The following is a 21,131-nucleotide window of genomic DNA, read 5'->3' on the forward strand; positions in this document are numbered from 1 at the left end:
AGCCCTTATTTTTTGGAGAATAATTTGAATTTAGGTGTTTTTGTAGAAGATGTATTAGAAACTCTAATCTTAGATCAGGATGGATTAAGAAAAATATTAAAAAATGATAAATTAAAATTTATTTTACAGTTGCAAAATTTACAGCCACAAAAGGCTTTGTTGCACAAACCTACCGATAAAGTCTTATTCGGCAATATAATTCGCAAATGAATAAGCCCACACCTAAAATCTATCGTACAACCAATTGGTCTTCTTATAACAGTGCATTAATAAATCGAGGAAATCTCTCAATTTGGTTCGATCCCAAGACTCAATGGTACGCTCAACCCAAAGGTAAACATGGTCGAAATCAAACTTATTCAGATACAGCCATCCAATGCTGTCTGATGATCAAATCCCTATTTCGATTGTCTTTACGCATGGTCACTGGCTTTGTGCAAAGTCTCATTCATCTTTGTAGATTAGATTGGACAGCACCAGACTATTCCACCATCTGCAGAAGACAAAAGCATATTGATATTGCAATTAACTATCAAAAAAGCAGTAATGGTCTCCAGCTACTCGTCGATTCTACTGGCTTAAAGTTTCTAGGCGAAGGTGAATGGAAGCGTAAGAAACACCAACCTGAATATCGTCGCCAATGGCGTAAACTTCATATTGGTATAGATGCTGAAACCCTTCAAATACGCGCTATTCAACTCACTACAAATAATGTGAGTGATTCACAAGTGCTTGGTGATTTACTCGATCAGATTCCACAAGATGATCAGATTGACTCTGTTTATACCGATGGAGCTTATGACACCAAGCAATGCCGTCAGGTCATTGCAGATCGGCAAGCGCATGCGGTGATTCCGCCAAGAAAAAATGCGAAACCTTGGAAAGATACAAAGATCAGCTCGCTAGAGCGAAATGAATTACTTCGAACAGTTAAACGTTTAGGCAGGACACTATGGAAAAAATGGTCAGGCTATCATCGGCGAAGTTTGGTCGAAACTAAGATGCATTGCATCAAATTATTGGGGGATAAACTCAGTTCGAGAAACTTTCAAAGCCAAGTCAATGAGATGCATGCACGTGTAGCAGTATTAAATAAATTCACAGAGTTAGGCCGACCTCACACCCAAGTTGCCACTTAAATTTGAGTAGATATGGGAAATCTTAATTTTTAAATCTTTGTGCAACAAAGCCGATCAAGACTACTATGTGTGTGAAACGACAACAGACCAACAAGCCAAAAACTGGGTCTATGACATCGAGTAAGTCATCGACAAGACCATGAGCTAAAAATAGACCAAAATACACTTGGTCTATTTTTTTTGTTGTCATATTTATAATTATAAAAAATTAGAGCATTATAAATATCGGTTGTTTGTTTTTCACTCAGTTTTTTTCTGTAAAAAGGAACGTATATCTACAATACAAATATCTTAAATCTAAATTAAAGATGTATTCGCTAATGATAATTAGTATTACTTGCATTATTTTTTGTTTATAATTTTTCGAAATGGATTGATATGTAATGACTCAAACCACTGAGATGTTCGAAAAGGATTTTACGAATCTTAGTACTTGTGATGCTACAAAGGTGCTTGTTTTACTTAAGCATAGTAGGCACATGCGCACTTTAAAATTATCAATTCATTGTCTTATTTTTTCTCATTAGCTGTGAATGTCCCGATATGTTTAAACGTCCTCTGTCTACGCAAAAGCCACTCTATTTGGCGATGCAAATCATTTTCCTGTCTTCAACTGCCATGCTGTCGACGACTCATGCAAACACCGTGGAAGAGGGGGAGGCGAATGCAACGTCTCAGCCAAATGCACAGTTGGCGACTATTACCCTTACAGCCCAAGATAAAACAGCAGTTACCGAAAATACAGGCAGCTATACGACGAGTAGCACAAATACCGTAACCAAGTTAAATTTATCACTGCGTGAAACGCCACAAACAGTCAAAGTCTATACCCGTGAATATTTAGATGACCGAAACATTGAGTCCTTCCAAGATTTGATGAGTAATGTTACAGGTGTATCTACTCCGCGTACGGACGAACGTCAACGACCTTATGCACGTGGTTTTGATGTAGATTATTTCCTTATCGATGGAAAGCCAACAACTGCAAACTTAGTGGCAGCTGACCTAGATTTAAGCATTTATGATCGTGTTGAAGTCGTAAAAGGTGCTAATGGTTTAATGACTGGAGCTGGAAGCCCAGCAATGGGTATTAATTTAATCCGTAAGCATGCAAATTCAAGGGAATTTGCTGAATCAGTAAGTGCATCGGCAGGTTCATGGAATAGTTATTCAAGCTCGGCAGATCTATCTGCACCTTTAAATAGTGATGGTTCACTTCGTGGACGTGTCTTCGTAAAACATTCTGATGAAGATTCATTTATGGATTTTTATGAGAAAGAGCGAAATATTGTTTATGGCGCAATTGATTATGATATTAGCGATAAAACATTATTATCTTTCGCAGCATCTTATCAAGAGTTGAATCGCGATGGTGTGCGTTGGGGAGGCTTACCCGCATTTTATACTGATGGCACCAGAACCAATTTTGATCGATCACTAACAGTTAGTTCTGACTGGACGTATTGGGACGCAAAAACAACAATGCTTTTTGCTGACTTAAAGCATACTTTATTTAATGATGTAAGCTTAAACGTTTCATATTTATACAGACAAGAAGATTCATCTTCAAACTTATTGTACACAACAGGAAAGGTAGATAAAGCAACGAATACGCTAGCAATTATACCTAACGTTTCAGTTTATGCAGATGATCAGCGTACTGATGAAAATAACGTCGATGTTTATATCGCAGCACCTTTTACACTTGCCGGCCGTGAGCAAGAGATTGTTATTGGAGGGGCATGGAATAAATCTGAACTAAAGAAAAATAATTTTGGTGGTTCTTATTATACGGGGGGGAATGTATTAAATGTAGATGCATTAAACTTTAACGATATGAATACCCAAATTGTTGTACCTATAGAAAAAAATCAAAAAGGTGTACTCAATAACACGGTTCAAACAGCAGGTTACATTTCAGGTAAATTCCATATTTTAGATCCCTTAAAAGCAGTTGCAGGTGTTCGTGTTTCAAATTGGGAATACGAAGCAGCAGATGGTAAAGGGAATAGAGAGTTTAAAAATGAGATTACACCTTACTTTGGCCTTATTTATGACGTTGCGCGAGATTATTCAGCATACGTGAGCTATACCAGTATTTTTAAACCACAAAACAGAAAAGATGTAAGTGGCAATTACCTTGATCCTATTGACGGTAAAAGCTATGAAATGGGTTTAAAAGGTGAATATTTGGATGGAAAGCTAAATGCCGCCTTATCTATCTTCCGGATTGAACAAGATAATGTTGCAGAGCAATTATATGATTCAAATGGAAAAGAAGTAAAAGTTAAAGATAGCAACGGGGCTGATACACCAGAAAATGCTTATTTTGCGGCTGAAGGTGTAACAAGTAAAGGGGTTGAACTCAACATTGATGGTGAGCTTAATGAGAATTGGGGGCTTAGCTTTGGTGTTGCCAATTTTGATGCTAAGGATGCTAAAGGTGTTGATTATAACTCTACCAGTTCTCGGACTACGGCAGACTTATTTGTTAAATATAAAAATGAAGCATGGTATGCCGGTGCTGGTCTAAATTATTTTAGTAAAATTTATAAAGGTACTGGTGCGACGCGTGTGGACAGAGGTGATTTGTATCTTGCAAATGCAATGCTGGGTTATAAGTTTGATCCAAATTTTAGTACACAACTCAATGTAAATAATTTATTTGATAAAAAATATTATGATGGAATAGGATCAGATTCAATGATTTGGGGCGAACCAAGAAATGCAACATTAAGCTTTCATTATAAATTTTAATTTTAAAGTTACGCTGCTGTAAAAATAAAAAGACCCAATTGGGTCTTTTTGTTTTTTAAGATTATGTATTTTTAAAATACTGAGCTCAGTTTTAAAACATTATGTAATCTAAAGCATAGAAATTGTACATTGAGAAACTTTAGCCTGTTCATCACTGACTTATCTGTTTTAGAATTAATGCAATAAGCATCATTGGATACCTCATGAACTATCAATTCGATGCATTTATGACCATTGTCGCAGCAGTTGCTGTGCTATTGGTTGGTTATGTATTTGTGAATAAAGTCAGTATTTTAAAAAAATATAACATTCCAGAACCTGTTGCGGGTGGGTTGGTTGCAGCTGTTATCACTTATATCTTATTTAAAAGTTCAAACATAACTGTCAACTTTGATACCAATATTCAGCAAATTTTTATGCTGATGTTCTTCACCTCTGTGGGGTTAAGTGCAAGCTTAGTTAAGCTCAAAGAAGGTGGGAAGTCGCTGCTTATATTTTTAGTCTGCGTTATTGTATTTGTCCTGCTGCAAAATGTGGTCGGTATTAGCCTTGCCAAAGTTTTAGGTCTGGACCCGCTGATTGGTTTAATTACCGGTTCGGTCACACTCACAGGTGGTCATGGGACAGCAGGTGCATGGGGCACGATATTTGAACAAGAACATGGTGTGCAGGGCGCGATTGTACTGGGTATGGCAAGTGCAACATTTGGTTTGGTCATTGGGGGAATGATGGGCGGGCCTGTAGCTAAATTTTTGATACGTCGCTACCAGTTAGCTGAAGAAATTCCAGCTGCAACAGGGCGTAATGAAGCGCCACCCTCAGCACAAACGGCTCCATTTGAATTTCCTGAAAAAACGCGTCTGATTACGGCAGATGATGCGGTCAAAACCATGGGGATGTTTGCAATTTGCATCAGCTTTGCATACTTCATGACAGCGGCGGCTAAAGGGCAGTGGTTTGAGCTACCAAGTTTTGTTTGGGCGCTAATGTGTGGTGTGGTTTTACGTAATATTTTAGAGCATGGTTTGAAAGTTCAGGTCTTTGACCGCTGCATCGATGTATTTGGCAATGCTTCACTGGCACTGTTTTTAGCCATGGCGTTGATGTCCTTACAGCTTTGGTTGTTGGCAGATTTGGCTGGCCCTCTAGTGATTATCCTGATTGTTCAAACACTGTTCTTAGCACTTTATTTGTACTTTGTGACTTTTCGTGTGATGGGTAAGAACTATGATGCTGCGGTACTTTGTGCAGGCCAATGTGGTGTCAACTTAGGTGCGACACCGACAGCAATTGCCAATATTCAAGCGGTAACCAATACCTATGGACCATCCCATAAAGCCTTTTTGATCATTCCGCTGACGGGCGCATTCTTTGTCGATATTGTGAATGCTTTTGTGATTCAGCTCTCAATTGGTATTTTGGGTTAATATTTTTAGAGATGATATCGTTAATAAAAAAGCACTTTAGGGTGCTTTTTTATTGGTTACGGTTGTGCATTGGAATGATTTTCACTATCTAAAATATCAGTATTTTAAAACTTATAGACATTAAAAAGCCCCATGGTTAGGGGCTAGTCGTATGCACATCTAAGGCACATACTGTAAGAGGCTCATCTCATACTGCGTGTATTAAACCACATTTACACAATATTTGCAGTAATCACTCAATCATAATGAGGTCTGATTTATTTTCGAGCTTCAAAGGGCGTAAGGCAAAAATTGAGCGTGTATGACGTACACCTTTCATTGAGTATAAGTTTTTACGCAAAAAGCGTTCATAGTGTTCTGCATTTTTCACGGCAACTTTGAGTAAATAGTCGTAATCGCCAGTCACTAAATGGGCTTCAACCACTTCAGGCATGTAAGCCAGTGCTTCACTAAATTGTTCTAAGATTTCATCATCATGGCGTTCAAGCGTAATTTCAATAAAAAACAGCTCATTAATCCCAATCGCTTTTGAATTAATCTTTGCTGTATATCCTTCAATGATATTGAGATTTTCTAGGCGTTTTACACGTGTCCAGCAAGGAGAAGAGGACAGCCCAACTTTCTCAGCCAACTGGGTAACGGTCAGACGGCCATCTTGGCGAAGTTCAGACAAAATACGGCGGTCAATTTTATCTAAAACGTAGTGAGCGTCATTCATAACGTATTCCTGCGTATAATTTTCTTTATAAACTATTTTATGTGAAAATGTTTCTCAATAAATACTCAAAATAAGCAAATAAAAGAGAAACACTCTGCATCGGTCATGACTACAATAAAGTGATTCAATCAAAGTCATTTGGGAAATTGGCTTTGATTTGCAACCAGCGCCCTTAAAGGGAAGGGTGCCTTTTAACGGCGCTGTTTGCTGACTTATTTATTGTATTTTTTGCGTTTTTGATCTTTGTTTAAACCAATACGTTAGGGTTAAGCAGCCAATCCAAAGTGGAATCAGCATCACTGCAATTCGCATATCAGGTGTGAGCCACATCACCACTAAAATACCAAGCATAAATACAATACAGATATAGTTGCTGATAGGGTAAATCAAAGTTGGAAACAAGGTTGATTTTTGCAATGCCAGCATACGTTGCTTGAATTTTAAATGGGTCAACGCCAACATCATCCAGTTAATCACAATGGCAGAAACCACAAGGCTCATTAGCAGCTTAAAGGCTTTTTCTGGGAAGATATAATTCAATACGACACACAGTAAGGTCACCAACGCAGAGCATAAAATGGCTGCATAAGGAATGCCGCGTTGGTTAATTTTCTTTAAAAATTGTGGGGCATTGCCTTGTTCTGCCAGACCTAGCAGCATACGACTCGTGCCGTAGCTGGTGCCGTTATACACCGATATAGCTGCGGTTAAGACCACAAAATTCAGCACAGTTGCAACGCCTTGACTACCTAAGGAGTCAAATATCAAAACAAAAGGACTACCGCCTTCTGCGATTTGATTCCATGGAAACAATGAGAGCAGAACAATGATCGTAAGCACATAAAACAGCAATACACGGTAGACAATTTGATTGACTGCTTTAGGAATAGTTGTGGTCGGATTTTTAGTTTCCGCAGCTGCTATACCAACGAGTTCAATCCCGCCAAAGGAAAACATAATGATGGCCATCGCCATGATTAAGCCGGAAATCCCATTGGGAAAGAAACCGCCTAGAGCCCAGAGGTTGGAAATAGAGGCATGTGCACCACCGTGACCACTTGCCAGTAACCAAGCGCCATATCCAATCATGCCAATGATTGCGAGAATTTTAATCATGGAGAATAAAAATTCTGTTTCACCAAAGACTTTGACATGCAGCAGGTTGATGGCATTGATCAGTACAAAGAAACCAAGCGCTGAGATCCATGTGGGAATTTCAGGCCACCAATACTGGACATAGAGGCCGATGGCACTGAGTTCCGCCATACAGACCAAGACATTGAGTACCCAATAATTCCAGCCCGACATAAAGCCGGCAAAAGGGCTCCAAAACTTATAGGCAAAATAACTAAAAGAGCCACTCACGGGTTCTTCAACCACCATTTCACCCAACTGGCGCATCATGAAAAATGCAATTAAGCCCGCCAGTGCGTAGCCTAAAATAACGGAAGGGCCAGCCAGTTTAATGGTTTGCGAAATACCTAAAAATAGGCCTGTACCAATAGAGCCGCCTAAAGCAATCAGCTGAATATGGCGGTTGCTCAGCCCATGCTTAAGCTGGGGTTGCTGTTGTGCAGACATGATTCATCCATCTCTAGCACATGCGATAGACATCACATGAACTATGACTTAATAAAAATTCGTGGTGGAAATATAATATTTATTTATCGATTAATGAAATTAAATTTATCAATAGCGTTGGTTTTTATCTGAAAGCTGCAATTTTGCGGTGAAAATAAAGCCAGTCAAGCAAGTGCTGCTTGAACTGGCGATAGGCTTGGCTTGATATGTGCCGCCTTAAGATGAAAGCTGTGCTGCAATTTCAGGCCATAAGTTTTGATGGGAACGCTTAAACATTGCCATATGACCAATGGCTTTGTGGCCATATGCCTGTGGTTTGAGTTCAATTTGATCTGTTTGTGCATTTGGGTAAAGGCTGAGTAAGCCTTTAACATTCACTTGCGTGGCAATTTCATCATCCGAGGCCCAAATGGCTGTGATTGGACAGCGAATATCACGGTGGAAGTCATCTTTTACTGTTTTGCCGAAGGCATTGATTACATAACCCGGTTTGCTGCAAAACTGTGCCCAATCACGCGCCACATCTTTGGGTAGGTTTTCGCCCATGCCAATGGCATTGGTCGGTCCATAGCCTAAGGTATAACGTGCAATAGGAAAGATCATTTTAAACATCACAGGAGCCAAGAGTTTGGTACGACCTTTCAAATCTTTTACGTGTCCGGTTGAGCCTGCAACAGCAACGACTTTTGCGACTTTTTCATAGTTTGGGTTAATACCTAATAGTTGCCCGCCTGCACTATGACCGAGCAAGATCACTTGTGTTGCTTGGGTCTTATTCAATAGCACCTCCATCGCTGCTGGGATATCTAATTGCCCCCATTGCACGATACTGGCTTTCGACTTTTTCAGTGGTTCATGCAGAGACTCACCAATACCGCGAAAGTCAAAAACCAAAACGGCATAGCCTTGTTCTGCAAGCCATGATGCAAAATGGTGGTAAAACTGCTGGGTAATACCTGTGGCAGGGCAGATTAAAACAGGTAGGGCTTGTTGTGTACTTTGGGCTGCATAAAAGCGTCCACTGAGTGAATAATGGTCAGAGCAGGTAATAGCTAAAGTTTCGTAATTTTGCATAATCGGTTAAGTATTGAAGTTTTTTCTACTCTACCTAAGTTCCAAAAAGAAACTGGTCTAATCTATGACTTTGAAGTCAAGTAGATCTGTATAGAATAGAGTGAAAATAAAAAAGGAAACCACATGCAGTTTGTTGAATTAGATATGTCGGTAAAATTTGCACTTTTGTTTAGTGGGATTTTTCTTTTTGTTGGAATGCTGACAGGGGTATGGAAATATGCGCAAATTCGCCATTCACCACAGTTTCGCGCGCACTATTATGTTGATATCGCACACCGCAGCAGTTTGCTATATGCACCTGCAAGTTTAATTATTGCGGTAATGGCCGCAATTTCAGTCTGGACAGAGCCTGTGAATATGCTGTTTGTGGGAATTAATTTATTCTTTTTTAGCTTTTCGATACTGAGCTATATTGTGCATGGGCTATTACAAGACACCAATAACCAATTTCGTAGTCCACATGTTTTAGGCAAATGGACTTTACCCAAATCAATCATGCTGATGGCAATGATGGCATTGGTTGTGGGGGAGATTGTGGCGACGTTAGGCTTGTTGTGGGGAATGTTTTTAGGTGTGTTTTAAGTTGTTCTTATAGTTTTTTAATTTTTATACTTTTACAAAGGTGGATGACTAATCATCCACCTGTTTGCTAGTCAATTGACTGTGTGGCCTTTCGGAATTTTTGATCGACGACTGCCCATAAATAAAAGGCAAATGATACGACGATAGCGTAAGCAAAATATTCAGCTTTAAGGTTACCTTGAATTAAGCCATGCATGATCATAATGACCATTAGGGCAATGGTGGTACTTAAATACGTCACCATATTCTTGTTTGCCTTCAGAGCGTTAATGAAGACTTGCTTGTTGAAATGTAATGATAACATCTCCATCCCTCCTTGAGTTTTTGACTAAAAACCAATGTGTTTAGTCGGATTAGTTCTTAATGTTGTACTGCTAAAACTTGCGTTGATCAAGAGCAAAAACAACTATTTTTCAGAGAAATTATGCTATACCAATCAGAAAATATGTATGTAGCATTTTTTTAGTGAATAAATAGTATTTCGTTACCGTATAAGATGACAAATAAATGATGTATGTAAGCTTATACATAGATTGTATAAAGCAATATTGATGCCATGAATGGCTTGCTAGGACAGGCTTTAAAGAGTTTTTATTTTCTAATATTAAATTTATAAGAGATATGAAGGTGTTGATATACGACTTTAGCGGTGTATATGAAATGTGTCAGTATGTACAAAAACTGATGTAGAAAGAAATGAAACAATATGTGTCCATTTGGATAAAATGTGACAAATATTGATCATGCTTAAAATCAGGTTTGGGTAAAACCAGACTTTAACAACATCAGCTTTTGCTTACTTTTTCACTTTGTCGATTACAACAGCAATTACAAAAACCACCAATGATGGGATAAGCCATGCAAGGTTTTGTTCTGCAAGAGGTAAGTGAGTCAGCGCATAAGGCAGTTCAAAGTTTGCAACTTTTAAACCATCTAGAAGACCAAAGACCAAAGACACTGCTGTAACAGGTGCAATCACTCGGCGAGGATGATTAAAGAATTTCCAGCCAAAGCTCAGCATAATCACCACAATTGCAGGTGGATAAATTGCACTTAAAACAGGCACAGAAAAGGCGATGAGTTTGGTTAAACCTAAGTTTGAAATAATGAAAGAGAAACCAATCAGAATGAAGACCCAAACTTTATAGCCAATTTTAGTGATTGAACTGAAATATTCAGCACACGCACAGGTCAGGCCAATCGCAGTGACCATACACGCAATAAAAATCATAGCAGAAAGGAAGATAGAACCTAAGTCACCAAATGCATGTTGAACATATGCATGCAGGATCACTGCACCATTGCTCGCATTTGCTGCGACTTCATGGCTTCCAAGGCCAAGTTTAAATAAGCTAAGGTAAACGACAGTTAAACCAATACCAGAAATGATACTCGCAATAACCGCATAACGTGTAATCAGTTTAGGGTTGCTGACACCGCGTGAACGAATGGCTTGAATAATTACAATACCAAAAACCAAAGCACCTAAGGTGTCCATGGTTAAATAACCATTTACAAAACCTTCAGAAACAGGGCTGTCGACATAATTATTGATGGCTGGCGGAACAAAACCCGTTGGAATCATCATCGCCGCAATGCCAAGGATGGCCAAAGATAAAATCTTCAGTGGCGAGAGTACATAACCAACCGTGTCTAAAATCTTGTTTGGATACAGTGAAATAAGGGTGACTACACTAAAGTAGATTGCACTGTAGATCAGTAAGCTGCTGCTTGATGTTCCAAGATAAGATGAAAAACCAATTTCATAAGAAACGGTTGCAGTACGTGGTGTCGCAAAGAGTGGCCCGACAGTTAAGTAACACGTAATGGTTAAAATGAGGCTGGCTATTTTACCCAAAGGTGAACTTAAAATTTGAATCGAACCTTCGACACGTGACAGCGCAATAATAGTGATTACAGGTAAGCCGACAGCAGTGATTAAGAAACCAAAAGCTGCTAACCATACATGCTCACCCGCTTGTTGAGCCACAATCGGTGGAAAGATAATGTTGCCCGCACCAATGAAGAGTGCGAAAGTCATAAAACCCAAAGCAACAATATCCCGAGTACGCAGACTTGTCATAAAAGGGAGATCGAGTTGAACAAAGGGGACGATTTTAGTGCATATGTGTTTTTTTGGCTAATTTATTTCATGGGTAGTATTAAATTTTTTTATAAGATGAAAAGTGAATATATCAACTTGTAAAAAATAGGTTGATATATGTGATTGATTATCCATTTTAAAATAGAAAAATTATAAATATTAAAAGCTTGAGTTACTGTTTTTTCTAAATTAAAAGTCGTAGTGCAAATGCTTTAAAATCACACAAACTTTTTAAAGATTGGCTGTTGAAGGCTAGCCTAAGATTTAAGTTTGAACAAAAATATTGAGAAAAGGTCTATACTTGCGACTTCATAATTGAGGATATTTCAATGCGTGGCTTAAATGTGAGCATAAAAACTGAACAAGATTTAGAAAAACTTCGTATATCTGGTCGTTTGGCTGCCGAAGTTTTAGCGATGATTGGTGAACGTGTAAAGCCAGGAGTCACAACTGAATATCTAGATGATATTTGTCATGACTTCATTGTAAATACCTTAAAAGTGACGCCTGCCAATATTGGTTATCATGGCTATACCAAAACCACCTGTATTTCTCCAAATGAAGTGGTCTGTCACGGTATTCCATCGCCGAATGTTGTACTCAAAGATGGCGATATTATTAATATTGATGTGGCGATTATTAAAGATGGCTACTTTGGTGATACCAGTCGTATGTATTACGTGGGTACAGTGAAACCAGAAGCCAAAAAGCTAGTCGATACCACTTATGAGGCGATGGTTGCAGGTATTCATGCTGTAAAGCAAGGTGCAACGCTTGGTGATATTGGTTATGCCATTCAAACAGTTGCGCACCGTGAAGGCTATAGTGTGGTACGTGAATATTGTGGTCATGGTATCGGCAAGGTTTATCACGAACAGCCAAGCGTATTGCACTACGGGCAACCAGGTAAGGGAATGCAGCTTAAAGCGGGCATGGTGTTTACGATTGAGCCGATGATTAATATGGGTAAAGCGCATGTCAAAGAGCTCAAGGATGGTTGGACAGTCGTGACTGCCGATAAATCTTTAACTGCGCAGTGGGAGCATATGGTACTCGTGACTGAAACAGGTTTTGAGTTATTATCACCTTGGCCTGAAGGCACGGGCACTTATCCAGAAATTTAAGTTGATGTTTTGTCGGTGATTAAATTTTAGACTTTGGTCTAGCTTTGTGGCCTAAAAGCTAAATTAAGTCTTAAAAGCAATAACTGATATTTCTGAAACCCTTTATCTATCGGGTTTTTGATATTATCTGATTAAAACTTATACATGTAAGCTATTGGTCTAGACTTCATTTTGTCACTAAAATTGTTTCCAAGATACTCGCTGTGGTTTCTTATTTTGAAAGTTTATGAGCTTATCCACCTCGGTTAAGCTCTTTTTTTTGTCTAATGGATTGGCTCAATGTGATTGAGCATGTGCTGGGTTTATAGTGATTTATTTGAGCTGAGGTGTTCGATTAAATAGTCAATAAACACACGGACAGCAGGCAGTAAACCACGGCGTGAAGGATACACCGCATGAAAAATACCGTGTGGTGCTTTCCAGTCGGGCAGTACACGAACCAGTTCACCACTTTTCACCATATCTTGTACGATGCTGTCTGGAAGTAAGGCAATGCCGCAGTTTTTACGGACCAGTTGAGCCAACATGCTCAAATCAGAGCCCATCACGACAGGATTGACGCGTATTTTCTTTTGTTGCTGCGCATCATTATGTACGATGATATGTTGATCTAAATGCTCATCAACCATACTCAGTATATGATGTTGGCTTAAATCTTCAGGTTGTTTTAGTTCGCCAAATTCATTCAAGTAGGCTTGGCTGGCAAATAAATGCTGCTCGATATTTTCAAATTTACGAATCACCAAACTTGGATCATCGTCTAGGTTGGAGCGAACCCGTAGCGCGATGTCAAAACCTTCGTTAATAATATCCACACGGCGATTGGTCACCATCATTTGCACTTTAATTTCGGGATAGGTTTTTAAGAAGCTTGGTAAAATGCGTGCAATTTCGTTTTGTGCAATCGATACAGGCAGGCTGAGTTTAATGACACCACGCGGTTGTAAACTGAGATGATCGACCAAATCGTGTGCGGCTTGTGCAGCATTCATCATCACTTGCGCATGACGGTAAATATTCATACCAATATCAGTCACTGCGAAATGGCGAGAGCTGCGTTGAATTAGGCGTACACCCAAGCGCTCTTCGAGATTATACACGCGTCGACTGAGCTTGGATTTGGGAATATCTGTTGCGCGTTCGGCTGCGCTAAAACCACCATGTTCAACCACTTGAGCAAAACAATAAAAATCATCTAAATCGCTTAACATTCACGATGTCCATTTGTGCAACGATAGGCTTAATTAAAAAGTGATCGTTGCAGTTTGTCAATTTTGAAATTGTAGAGATTTAATTGAAAATACTCAGCTATTTTAAGGGTTTCGCTGAGTTTTCGCTTGTTTGAGTATTTCAAGCACCACTTTATATTCTTCAAGTCGTGCAAAGTCGTGTGCTGTTGGATTGTTTATGCGCGTAAGGTTCATATTATCGAGTACATCGACATATTTTACTTGGGTTGCAAGAGGGTTTAATACAGTGCGCTTAGCCGCTTCCAAACGTGATTCACCTGTTTGTTTGGTCAGTGCTTGTATGGATTGAATGATCTCGGCACTAAAGCCAAGCGCTTTTAAGTCTTCAGCAGTCGTTGCGGTGTCTTCCAAAATGTCATGCAACACCGCAATGATTTGTAGGGTGGGATTGGAAAATTGCAACATTAGGCGAAGTGGATGCAAGATGTAAGGTTGTCCGCCCTTATCGAGTTGCCCCGCATGTTGGGTTGCAGCCAGTGCAATGGCTTTTTCTAAAGTCGACATGATTATTCTAGGTACTTTATCCTATGCTAAACTTCGCAGCATCTTTGTTTAAAAACTAAATTATGACTTATCAATTGATCCCACTAGACTGTGAAGCGACAGATCCCGTAGCGTGTCCACACTGCCAACAACAGGTAATTGATTGGTCTCAGGAACAATACGTTCAGCCTTGTGAGCATACCTTATTTATTGCGATGGACATTGGTTTTGAATATATCACAGATGAATTTGAAGCGACCATGCAGCGCAGTGTTGATGATCTCCATGCACATGATGATCAAGTGATTATGTTTGAAGAGTTAACTCAAGCCAGTTACCCAAAATTTATCATGTTAAAAGCACCACTTGGTGTTGAAGGCTATTCACGCTATTTAGGCTTTACGGCTTAATAAATAAAAGCGCCATTGCGGCGCTTTTATTTGAATCTGTCTTAGTTTTCTAAAGCTTCTTCTTCACTTTCATCATCTGCGGTATCCATACCTAGCTCTTTAAGTTTACGCGTAAGGGTGTTACGCCCCCAACCGAGTAACTCAGCCGCATGCCGTTTACGGCCACGGGTTTGTTGCAGCGCAGCAATGATCAATGTACGTTCGAACATTGGGGTTGCGATATCGAGGATTTTCATCTCGCCATTTTTCAGCTTTTGCACAGCCCATTGACCCAACAACTCATCCCAATGGTGGACTGCAATCCGATCTAAGTTTTGCGCGGCTTGCGCATCTTCACCTGAGCGGGTAATTGGAATTTGCTTCAGCTCTGATGGTAAGTCTTCAGGATAAACTTCACGTCCTGTAATCATGACCGTTAACCAGCGGCAAGTGTTCTCGAGCTGACGTACGTTTCCTTGCCAAGGCAGCTGTTGCATATATTCTTGCGTTTCAGGACGAAGGATTTTAGGGCTTACACCTAATTCTTTGCCTGCACGTGCCAAGAAGTGTTGCGCTAACATTGGGATGTCTTCGCTACGATGCGCCAGTTTTGGAATGTGAATGCGAATCACGTTCAGACGGTGATATAAGTCTTCACGGAAACGACCATCATGTACCAATTTTTCTAAGTCTTGGTGCGTTGCCGCGACAATACGTACATCTACTTTTACTGGGATATGCCCACCAACACGGTAAAACTCGCCATCAGCCAAGACACGCAGTAAACGCGTTTGTGTTTCAAAAGGCATATCGCCAATTTCATCTAAAAACAGCGTTCCACCATTGGCCTGTTCAAAGCGACCTTGGCGCTGGGTATTGGCGCCAGTAAATGCACCTTTCTCATGACCAAAAAGCTCTGTTTCAATTAGGTCTTTGGGAATCGCGGCCATGTTGAGTGCAATAAAAGGTTTGCTGCTCCGTGGTGAGTGGCGGTGTAGCGCATGCGCAACTAACTCTTTACCTGTACCAGATTCACCATTAATTAACACTGTAATGTGTGATTGAGACAAACGACCAATCGCGCGGAAGACTTCCTGCATAGCAGGAGACTCGCCAATGATTTCGGTCGATTGAATCGGTGGTACCGTTTTTGCCGATTCTTGCTGCTGCATTTTGGTGATGTGCAAAATCGCACGATTCACTAAAGCTAAGGCTTCATCAATATCAAAAGGCTTGGGTAAATACTCAAATGCGCCTGTTTGATAACTTGAAACAGCAGACTCTAGGTCAGAGTGAGCCGTCATAATAATGACAGGTAGATCAGGATAGTTGGCTTTAACTTTCGCTAAAAAAGTTAAGCCATCTATGCCGGGCATACGAATATCGGTCAAGATCACATCGGGTGCATCTAAACTGAGTTGGTCTAAAGCAGATTGAGCTTCTTCAAAACTTGTGACGTCAAAACCTTCTTCTTTGAACGTTTTTTCCAGCACCCAGCGCATGGCGCGATCGTCATCAATTACCCATATTTTATTTCGCGACATGGTTTAACTCCCAAGGTATATATAAGCTAAAAGTTGTTTTTCCGGGAACAGATTGGCATTCAATCATTCCGTTATGTTGATGCATAATATTTTGCGCAATACTTAAACCCAGTCCTGTGCCTTTAGCACGACCCGTGACCAGTGGGTAAAACACGGATTCTAAAATTTCTTCTGGAACGCCCGGACCATTGTCTTCGATATCAATCCGTACCACAGAGCGTTGCAGTACACCATTGATGGTCACTAAACGTTGAATACGGGTGCGTAACATTAGTTCAGGTTGGTGGTCGACAAAGAACTCTTTATTTTCAGTCATGGCTTGCACTGCATTGACGCTAATGTTCAGCATAACTTGTATCAGTTGATCACGATCGGCCATCACTTCAGGTAATGACAAATCATAATCACGGGTGATCTTAATTTTCTTTTTGGTTTGGTTGGTAATGAGTGAGCGAACACGCTCTAAAGGCTCATGTACATTGACCAACTCATAACTTGGGAGCTGACGTGAACCAAGCATGGTGTCTGCTAAATTACGTAAGCGATCGACTTCACTAATAATAATGTCGGTGAACTCGCTATATTGAGGATCATTGAGGCTACGTGCTAAAAGTTGTGTAGCACCGCGAATTCCGCCTAGCGGATTTTTAATTTCATGTGCAACACCGCGAATCAGTTGGCGTGCAACCTGATGTTGTTGTAAGAAGTTTTCTTCCTTGGAAATTTTGAGCATCCGATCAATCGGATTGATCTCAATTAAAAGCAAAGGATGATAGGGCTTATTTGAATTCAACTGTGACACGGTATAGTCAACATGAATATCTTTAAAGTTGACCTTAATGATGGCTTCACGGCGGGTGTAGTGTTGTCCCGAGTTTAAAGTATTGAGAAGAGCTTCTTCTGTATTGAACTCATCATTGGGTGCATGGAGTAAATTAAGCGCAGGTTGACCAGAGGCACGTAAAAGACTGATATCAAATAATGCTTCGCAAGAGGAATTTAAGTAAAAAATATTTAATTTACTGTCGACCAATAAAATCGCAGTGGTCAAATTGTCCACTAAAAGGCGATAGTCGATAGAAATAGGGTGATCCATTAGCGAATGTATCCTGTATTAAAATAGCGCAATGGCATCTTGATAAAGCATTAACCGTTCCAAATAGCGGACTGAATTGATGCAAATAAAGCAAAATGCACGCCAACTTTGATTTTGTATAGTGAAATGAGCACACTTTTTTTGCGGAATGCGCTGTAAATGAACGATTAGCTAAAGATATAGCGGATTCTAAAAATCAAGTAAACCGAAAGTGAATTAAAATGGTGCGTTATGTTAATTCTACTACAGTGTTGGTTTTATTTTGGTGCATTAAACAAAGAGTGTGGAATCGATCTGTTTTTATAAACAGAAAAGACATACAATACGCGCATTCTAGTGGAGCGCAGATTCATGAAATCCCCCAAAGTCGGTTTTGTTTCTTTAGGTTGTCCTAAGGCATTGGTTGATTCCGAACGAATTTTAACTCAGTTGAAGACTGAAGGTTATGATGTAGCATCAGATTATGATGGTGCGGATTTAGTTGTTGTAAATACCTGTGGTTTTATTGAATCTGCAGTGCAAGAGTCTTTAGATGCCATTGGCGAAGCCATGAGTGCGAACGGTCGTGTAATCGTTACGGGCTGCCTAGGTAAAGACGAAGACAAAATTCGCCAAATGCACCCAAATGTCTTAAAAGTGACAGGGGCGGCTGCATATCAAGAAGTGATGGAAGCTGTGCACCAATACGTGCCTGAGCCACCAAAACACAACCCATTTATTGACCTTGTTCCAGAACAAGGGATTCGTTTAACGCCGAAGCATTATGCGTACTTAAAAATCTCAGAAGGATGCAACCATCGTTGTACCTTCTGCATTATTCCAAGTATGCGTGGTGACTTAGTGTCTCGCCCAGTCGGTTCTGTTTTAGAAGAAGCGGCTGCGCTTAAACGTGCCGGTGTAAAAGAAGTACTCGTTATCTCCCAAGATACTTCTGCTTACGGCCTCGATACCAAATACAAATTAGACTTTTGGAATGGTCAACCTGTTAAGACGAAGTTCTATGACATGTGTGAGGCCTTAGGTCAACTCGGTATTTGGGTGCGTTTGCACTATGTATATCCATATCCACATGTGGATGCAGTGATTGACTTGATGGCACAAGGCAAAATTTTGCCTTATTTGGATATTCCATTCCAACATGCAAGTCCAAAAGTTTTAAAACTAATGAAACGGCCAGCGCATAGTGAAAATACACTTGAGCGTTTAAAGCTATGGCGTGAAAAATGTCCTGACTTGGTGATTCGCTCAACCTTCGTTGTGGGTTTCCCTGGCGAAACTGAAGAAGATTTTGAAATCTTGCTTGAGTGGTTGAAAGAAGCACAACTTGATCGCGTAGGCTGCTTTACGTATTCGCCTGTTGAAGGTGCGACAGCAAACGACTTGCCAGATCACGTGCCTGAAGAGATTAAGCAACAGCGTTATGAACGTTTTATGGAAGTGCAACAGGCGATTTCTGCTGCAAAACTTCGAAAGCGTGTTGGTCAGAAAATGACGGTGCTGGTCGATGAGCTGGATGAAGAATTCCCAGTTGCGATTGCACGTTCATACGCAGATGCTCCTGAAATTGATGGCAATGTCTTTGTGGAAGATATTGATAAAAGCCAGATTAAATCAGGCGATTTGTTAGAAGTCGAAATTACCGATGCAGATGAATATGATCTGTATGCACAGTTGATTTCGATTAAATCGAATTAAGACACAAATAAAATTTTAAAATTTAGATATTGGAGTTATTGCGATGTTGGATTCTAAAAAACCACGTTTTGAACGCATCTTACTGAAACTTTCTGGCGAAGCATTGGCTGGAAATAAAGATATGGGTATTGATGCTCAAGTACTTGATCAAATGTCTTTGGCAATTGCGCACTTAGTGGGTTTGGGTGTACAAGTCGGGATTGTTGTGGGTGGTGGTAACTTATATCGCGGTAGTCAATTGCAAAAAGATGGTTTGGTTGGTCGCGTAACGGGTGACCAAATGGGTATGCTTGCAACCGTGATGAATGGCTTGGCATTACGTGATGCTTTGGTACGTCGCAATATCAAAACGCGTTTGATGTCTGCATTGCCAATTGGTGCTGTGGTTGAATCATACTCAAGCCGTGATGCGATTCGTCACCTAACACAAGGTGAAGTTTGTGTGTTTGTCGCAGGTACAGGTAATCCATTCTTTACCACAGATACAGCAGCATGCTTACGTGGTATCGAGATTGAAGCCAACTTGATCCTAAAAGCAACGAAAGTTGATGGTGTCTACAACAAAGACCCAAGCAAATATGATGATGCCGTTAAATATGACACCTTAACTTTTGACCAAGTGTTAGATGAGAAATTAGGTGTGATGGATTTAACCGCGATTTGCTTGTGTCGTGACCATAATGTGCCGCTTCAAGTCTTTGACATGAATAAAGCAGGTTCATTGCTTTCAGTGGTTATGGGCGAAAAAGAGGGTACTCACGTAACGAACTAATGTACGTGACCTCGAAAGCTCTTTATACTACACGCTATTTTAGAATTTATATCTTTTCGAATTAAGTAAGGAAGATCACATGATTAACGATCTTAAAAAAGACGCAGAAGACCGTATGAACAAGTCACTTGACTCGTTAGAACACGGTTTTGCCAAGGTTCGTACAGGACGTGCGCATCCATCTATCTTAAACGGGGTGATGGTTCCTTACTATGGCTCAGATGTGCCATTAAACCAAGTGGCAAACGTGGGTGTTGAAGACTCGCGTACATTGTTGGTTCAGCCATTTGAGCGTACGATGGTTGCGGCAATTGATAAAGCGATTCGTGAGTCAGATTTGGGCTTAAACCCAATTACGGCTGATGCGATTCGTGTTCCAATGGCTGCATTGACGGAAGAAACACGTCGTGACATGCAAAAAGTTGCGCGTAACGAAGCTGAAAATGCAAAAGTTGCAGTACGTAATATTCGCCGTGATGTACTGGGCGACATCAAAGCATTGTTGAAAGAAAAAGAAATTTCTGAAGATGATGAACGTCGTGCATCTGACGATATTCAAAAAATCACAGATAAGTTTGTTGCTGAAATCGACAAACGTCTTGCGAATAAAGAAGCTGAGTTGTTGAAGGTCTAACTTGTATAATGACCGATTCAGAAGATAAGCTTACTCTTCCAAAACATGTTGCCATCATCATGGATGGCAACAATCGTTTTGCCAAAAAAAATGCAATGCAAAAGGGTGATGGGCACCGTGAAGGAAAAAATGTCCTTGACCCGATTGTTGAGCATTGTCGAAAAAAAAATATTCAAGCATTAACCGTTTTTGCTTTTTCGAGTGAAAATTGGAAGCGCCCTCAAGCTGAAGTTGATTTGCTCATGAAACTGTTGGAAGACACGATTCATGAACAGTTGCCTCGTATGCATCAATATCAAATGTCCTTACGTTTTATTGGTGATCGTTCTAAATTATCTCCGCAATTGCGTGACTTAATGTTGCATGCCGAACAAGACACTGCTAATTTCGACAAGATGACTTTGACCATCGCAATTAGTTACGGTGGGATGTGGGATATGGCTCATGCGGCTAAGCAGATTGCACTTGCTGTTCAATCTCAAGCGTTAGATCCTGAGCAAATTGATGAACATGTTTTTGGCCAATACGTAAGTTTGAGTGATTTACCCGCTGTAGATCTATTGATTCGTACAGGGGGGGATTTTCGTTTATCGAACTTTATGTTGTGGCAAGCAGCTTATGCAGAGCTTTACTTCACTCCGACTCTTTGGCCAGAGTTCAGTGTAGAAGAGTTTGATGACGCCTTGGCTGTATTTGGTGGGCGTGAACGTCGTTTCGGGAAAACGACGGAACAAATTCTACAAGATAAAATTGAGAACTAAT

The 21,131-nt window shown here is 40.2% G+C and carries 20 protein-coding genes; 11 read left to right on the forward strand and 9 right to left on the reverse strand.

Annotation, left to right across the window (positions count from 1 at the left end; translation table 11 throughout):
• Positions 1 to 24: 24 nt before the first annotated feature.
• From AC0KVP_RS06250 to gltS, 4 genes are all read left to right on the forward strand, one after another.
• The gene (locus AC0KVP_RS06250; RefSeq protein ID WP_473339691.1) at positions 25 to 210 is read left to right on the forward strand and encodes a hypothetical protein; all 186 of its coding nucleotides are present in this window, start codon (positions 25 to 27) and stop codon (positions 208 to 210) included.
• On the forward strand, positions 207 to 1,139 hold the full coding sequence (locus tag AC0KVP_RS06255; protein ID WP_473336427.1) for an IS5 family transposase: 933 nt from the start codon (positions 207 to 209) through the stop codon (positions 1,137 to 1,139). Before AC0KVP_RS06250 ends, AC0KVP_RS06255 begins: the two co-directional genes overlap by 4 nt.
• A gap of 543 nt (positions 1,140 to 1,682) precedes the next feature.
• Positions 1,683 to 3,896, forward strand: a complete 2,214-nt coding sequence (locus AC0KVP_RS06260; RefSeq protein ID WP_473339693.1) for a TonB-dependent siderophore receptor — start codon at positions 1,683 to 1,685, stop codon at positions 3,894 to 3,896.
• A gap of 203 nt (positions 3,897 to 4,099) precedes the next feature.
• The gene (gene gltS / locus AC0KVP_RS06265) at positions 4,100 to 5,323 is read left to right on the forward strand and encodes a sodium/glutamate symporter (protein ID WP_473339696.1); all 1,224 of its coding nucleotides are present in this window, start codon (positions 4,100 to 4,102) and stop codon (positions 5,321 to 5,323) included.
• A gap of 232 nt (positions 5,324 to 5,555) precedes the next feature.
• Here gltS and AC0KVP_RS06270 read toward each other — a convergent pair whose 3' ends face one another.
• From AC0KVP_RS06270 to AC0KVP_RS06280, 3 genes are all read right to left on the reverse strand, one after another.
• On the reverse strand, positions 5,556 to 6,041 hold the full coding sequence (locus AC0KVP_RS06270; protein WP_004696532.1) for an Lrp/AsnC family transcriptional regulator: 486 nt from the start codon (positions 6,039 to 6,041) through the stop codon (positions 5,556 to 5,558).
• Between the two features lie 216 nt (positions 6,042 to 6,257).
• Positions 6,258 to 7,622, reverse strand: coding sequence for an amino acid permease (locus tag AC0KVP_RS06275; protein WP_004981955.1), 1,365 nt, complete (start codon positions 7,620 to 7,622; stop codon positions 6,258 to 6,260).
• Positions 7,623 to 7,838: 216 nt separating this feature from the next.
• Positions 7,839 to 8,696: an alpha/beta hydrolase family protein gene (locus tag AC0KVP_RS06280; RefSeq protein ID WP_473339698.1), complete on the reverse strand. Its 858-nt coding sequence runs from the start codon at positions 8,694 to 8,696 to the stop codon at positions 7,839 to 7,841.
• A gap of 123 nt (positions 8,697 to 8,819) precedes the next feature.
• Here AC0KVP_RS06280 and AC0KVP_RS06285 point away from each other — a divergent pair, with 123 nt between their 5' ends.
• Positions 8,820 to 9,278 carry a hypothetical protein gene (locus AC0KVP_RS06285; RefSeq protein ID WP_473339700.1) on the forward strand — a complete coding sequence of 153 codons (459 nt, stop codon included), beginning with the start codon at positions 8,820 to 8,822 and terminating at the stop codon, positions 9,276 to 9,278.
• A 67-nt stretch (positions 9,279 to 9,345) separates the two neighbouring features.
• Here AC0KVP_RS06285 and AC0KVP_RS06290 read toward each other — a convergent pair whose 3' ends face one another.
• Positions 9,346 to 9,582 (reverse strand): hypothetical protein, encoded by a 237-nt coding sequence (locus AC0KVP_RS06290; RefSeq protein ID WP_004696541.1) that lies wholly within the window; start codon positions 9,580 to 9,582, stop codon positions 9,346 to 9,348.
• 492 nt (positions 9,583 to 10,074) lie between these two features.
• Entirely contained in the window at positions 10,075 to 11,361 is a 1,287-nt protein-coding gene (brnQ, locus tag AC0KVP_RS06295) for a branched-chain amino acid transport system II carrier protein (RefSeq protein ID WP_004981952.1), read from the reverse strand.
• Between the two features lie 350 nt (positions 11,362 to 11,711).
• On the opposite strand from brnQ, the gene map reads away from it, so the two are divergent.
• On the forward strand, positions 11,712 to 12,506 hold the full coding sequence (gene map, locus AC0KVP_RS06300; protein WP_473339702.1) for a type I methionyl aminopeptidase: 795 nt from the start codon (positions 11,712 to 11,714) through the stop codon (positions 12,504 to 12,506).
• Positions 12,507 to 12,808: 302 nt separating this feature from the next.
• Here map and AC0KVP_RS06305 read toward each other — a convergent pair whose 3' ends face one another.
• Both AC0KVP_RS06305 and AC0KVP_RS06310 read right to left on the reverse strand, forming a co-directional pair.
• Positions 12,809 to 13,717 carry a LysR family transcriptional regulator gene (locus tag AC0KVP_RS06305; protein ID WP_004981950.1) on the reverse strand — a complete coding sequence of 303 codons (909 nt, stop codon included), beginning with the start codon at positions 13,715 to 13,717 and terminating at the stop codon, positions 12,809 to 12,811.
• Between the two features lie 102 nt (positions 13,718 to 13,819).
• The gene (locus AC0KVP_RS06310; protein WP_078388764.1) at positions 13,820 to 14,260 is read right to left on the reverse strand and encodes a phosphohydrolase; all 441 of its coding nucleotides are present in this window, start codon (positions 14,258 to 14,260) and stop codon (positions 13,820 to 13,822) included.
• Positions 14,261 to 14,322: 62 nt separating this feature from the next.
• On the opposite strand from AC0KVP_RS06310, the gene AC0KVP_RS06315 reads away from it, so the two are divergent.
• A complete protein-coding gene (locus AC0KVP_RS06315) occupies positions 14,323 to 14,649 on the forward strand; it encodes a hypothetical protein (RefSeq protein WP_004696551.1) in 327 nt (108 codons plus the stop codon).
• A 41-nt stretch (positions 14,650 to 14,690) separates the two neighbouring features.
• Here AC0KVP_RS06315 and glnG read toward each other — a convergent pair whose 3' ends face one another.
• Both glnG and glnL read right to left on the reverse strand, forming a co-directional pair.
• Positions 14,691 to 16,172 carry a nitrogen regulation protein NR(I) gene (gene glnG, locus AC0KVP_RS06320; RefSeq protein WP_004696552.1) on the reverse strand — a complete coding sequence of 494 codons (1,482 nt, stop codon included), beginning with the start codon at positions 16,170 to 16,172 and terminating at the stop codon, positions 14,691 to 14,693.
• Positions 16,159 to 17,268 carry a nitrogen regulation protein NR(II) gene (gene glnL / locus AC0KVP_RS06325; RefSeq protein WP_004696555.1) on the reverse strand — a complete coding sequence of 370 codons (1,110 nt, stop codon included), beginning with the start codon at positions 17,266 to 17,268 and terminating at the stop codon, positions 16,159 to 16,161. Before glnL ends, glnG begins: the two co-directional genes overlap by 14 nt.
• Before the next feature lie 351 nt (positions 17,269 to 17,619).
• On the opposite strand from glnL, the gene rimO reads away from it, so the two are divergent.
• From rimO to uppS, 4 genes are all read left to right on the forward strand, one after another.
• The gene (gene rimO, locus AC0KVP_RS06330; RefSeq protein ID WP_436905518.1) at positions 17,620 to 18,963 is read left to right on the forward strand and encodes a 30S ribosomal protein S12 methylthiotransferase RimO; all 1,344 of its coding nucleotides are present in this window, start codon (positions 17,620 to 17,622) and stop codon (positions 18,961 to 18,963) included.
• A 43-nt stretch (positions 18,964 to 19,006) separates the two neighbouring features.
• Complete coding sequence (pyrH, locus tag AC0KVP_RS06335) at positions 19,007 to 19,735, forward strand: UMP kinase (RefSeq protein ID WP_004696558.1); 729 nt, start codon at positions 19,007 to 19,009, stop codon at positions 19,733 to 19,735.
• 79 nt (positions 19,736 to 19,814) lie between these two features.
• The gene (frr, locus tag AC0KVP_RS06340; RefSeq protein WP_010326990.1) at positions 19,815 to 20,369 is read left to right on the forward strand and encodes a ribosome recycling factor; all 555 of its coding nucleotides are present in this window, start codon (positions 19,815 to 19,817) and stop codon (positions 20,367 to 20,369) included.
• Between the two features lie 8 nt (positions 20,370 to 20,377).
• Positions 20,378 to 21,130 (forward strand): polyprenyl diphosphate synthase, encoded by a 753-nt coding sequence (uppS, locus tag AC0KVP_RS06345; protein WP_058869827.1) that lies wholly within the window; start codon positions 20,378 to 20,380, stop codon positions 21,128 to 21,130.
• The last annotated feature ends 1 nt before the right edge of the window (position 21,131 follow it).

The sequence above is a fragment of the Acinetobacter sp. DL27 genome, assembly GCF_055810995.1.

Coding starts and splice junctions, on each gene's coding strand:
- glnL (WP_004696555.1), bottom strand. CDS start 17,268: ATGGATCACCCTATTTCTATCGACTATCGCCTTTTAGTGGACAATTTG.
- pyrH (WP_004696558.1), top strand. CDS start 19,007: ATGTTGGATTCTAAAAAACCACGTTTTGAACGCATCTTACTGAAACTT.
- AC0KVP_RS06280 (WP_473339698.1), bottom strand. CDS start 8,696: ATGCAAAATTACGAAACTTTAGCTATTACCTGCTCTGACCATTATTCA.
- AC0KVP_RS06270 (WP_004696532.1), bottom strand. CDS start 6,041: ATGAATGACGCTCACTACGTTTTAGATAAAATTGACCGCCGTATTTTG.
- AC0KVP_RS06290 (WP_004696541.1), bottom strand. CDS start 9,582: ATGTTATCATTACATTTCAACAAGCAAGTCTTCATTAACGCTCTGAAG.
- frr (WP_010326990.1), top strand. CDS start 19,815: ATGATTAACGATCTTAAAAAAGACGCAGAAGACCGTATGAACAAGTCA.
- AC0KVP_RS06285 (WP_473339700.1), top strand. CDS start 8,820: ATGCAGTTTGTTGAATTAGATATGTCGGTAAAATTTGCACTTTTGTTT.
- map (WP_473339702.1), top strand. CDS start 11,712: ATGCGTGGCTTAAATGTGAGCATAAAAACTGAACAAGATTTAGAAAAA.
- AC0KVP_RS06305 (WP_004981950.1), bottom strand. CDS start 13,717: ATGTTAAGCGATTTAGATGATTTTTATTGTTTTGCTCAAGTGGTTGAA.
- rimO (WP_436905518.1), top strand. CDS start 17,620: ATGAAATCCCCCAAAGTCGGTTTTGTTTCTTTAGGTTGTCCTAAGGCA.
- AC0KVP_RS06260 (WP_473339693.1), top strand. CDS start 1,683: ATGTTTAAACGTCCTCTGTCTACGCAAAAGCCACTCTATTTGGCGATG.
- brnQ (WP_004981952.1), bottom strand. CDS start 11,361: ATGACAAGTCTGCGTACTCGGGATATTGTTGCTTTGGGTTTTATGACT.
- AC0KVP_RS06315 (WP_004696551.1), top strand. CDS start 14,323: ATGACTTATCAATTGATCCCACTAGACTGTGAAGCGACAGATCCCGTA.
- AC0KVP_RS06255 (WP_473336427.1), top strand. CDS start 207: ATGAATAAGCCCACACCTAAAATCTATCGTACAACCAATTGGTCTTCT.
- AC0KVP_RS06310 (WP_078388764.1), bottom strand. CDS start 14,260: ATGTCGACTTTAGAAAAAGCCATTGCACTGGCTGCAACCCAACATGCG.
- gltS (WP_473339696.1), top strand. CDS start 4,100: ATGAACTATCAATTCGATGCATTTATGACCATTGTCGCAGCAGTTGCT.
- glnG (WP_004696552.1), bottom strand. CDS start 16,172: ATGTCGCGAAATAAAATATGGGTAATTGATGACGATCGCGCCATGCGC.
- AC0KVP_RS06275 (WP_004981955.1), bottom strand. CDS start 7,622: ATGTCTGCACAACAGCAACCCCAGCTTAAGCATGGGCTGAGCAACCGC.
- uppS (WP_058869827.1), top strand. CDS start 20,378: ATGACCGATTCAGAAGATAAGCTTACTCTTCCAAAACATGTTGCCATC.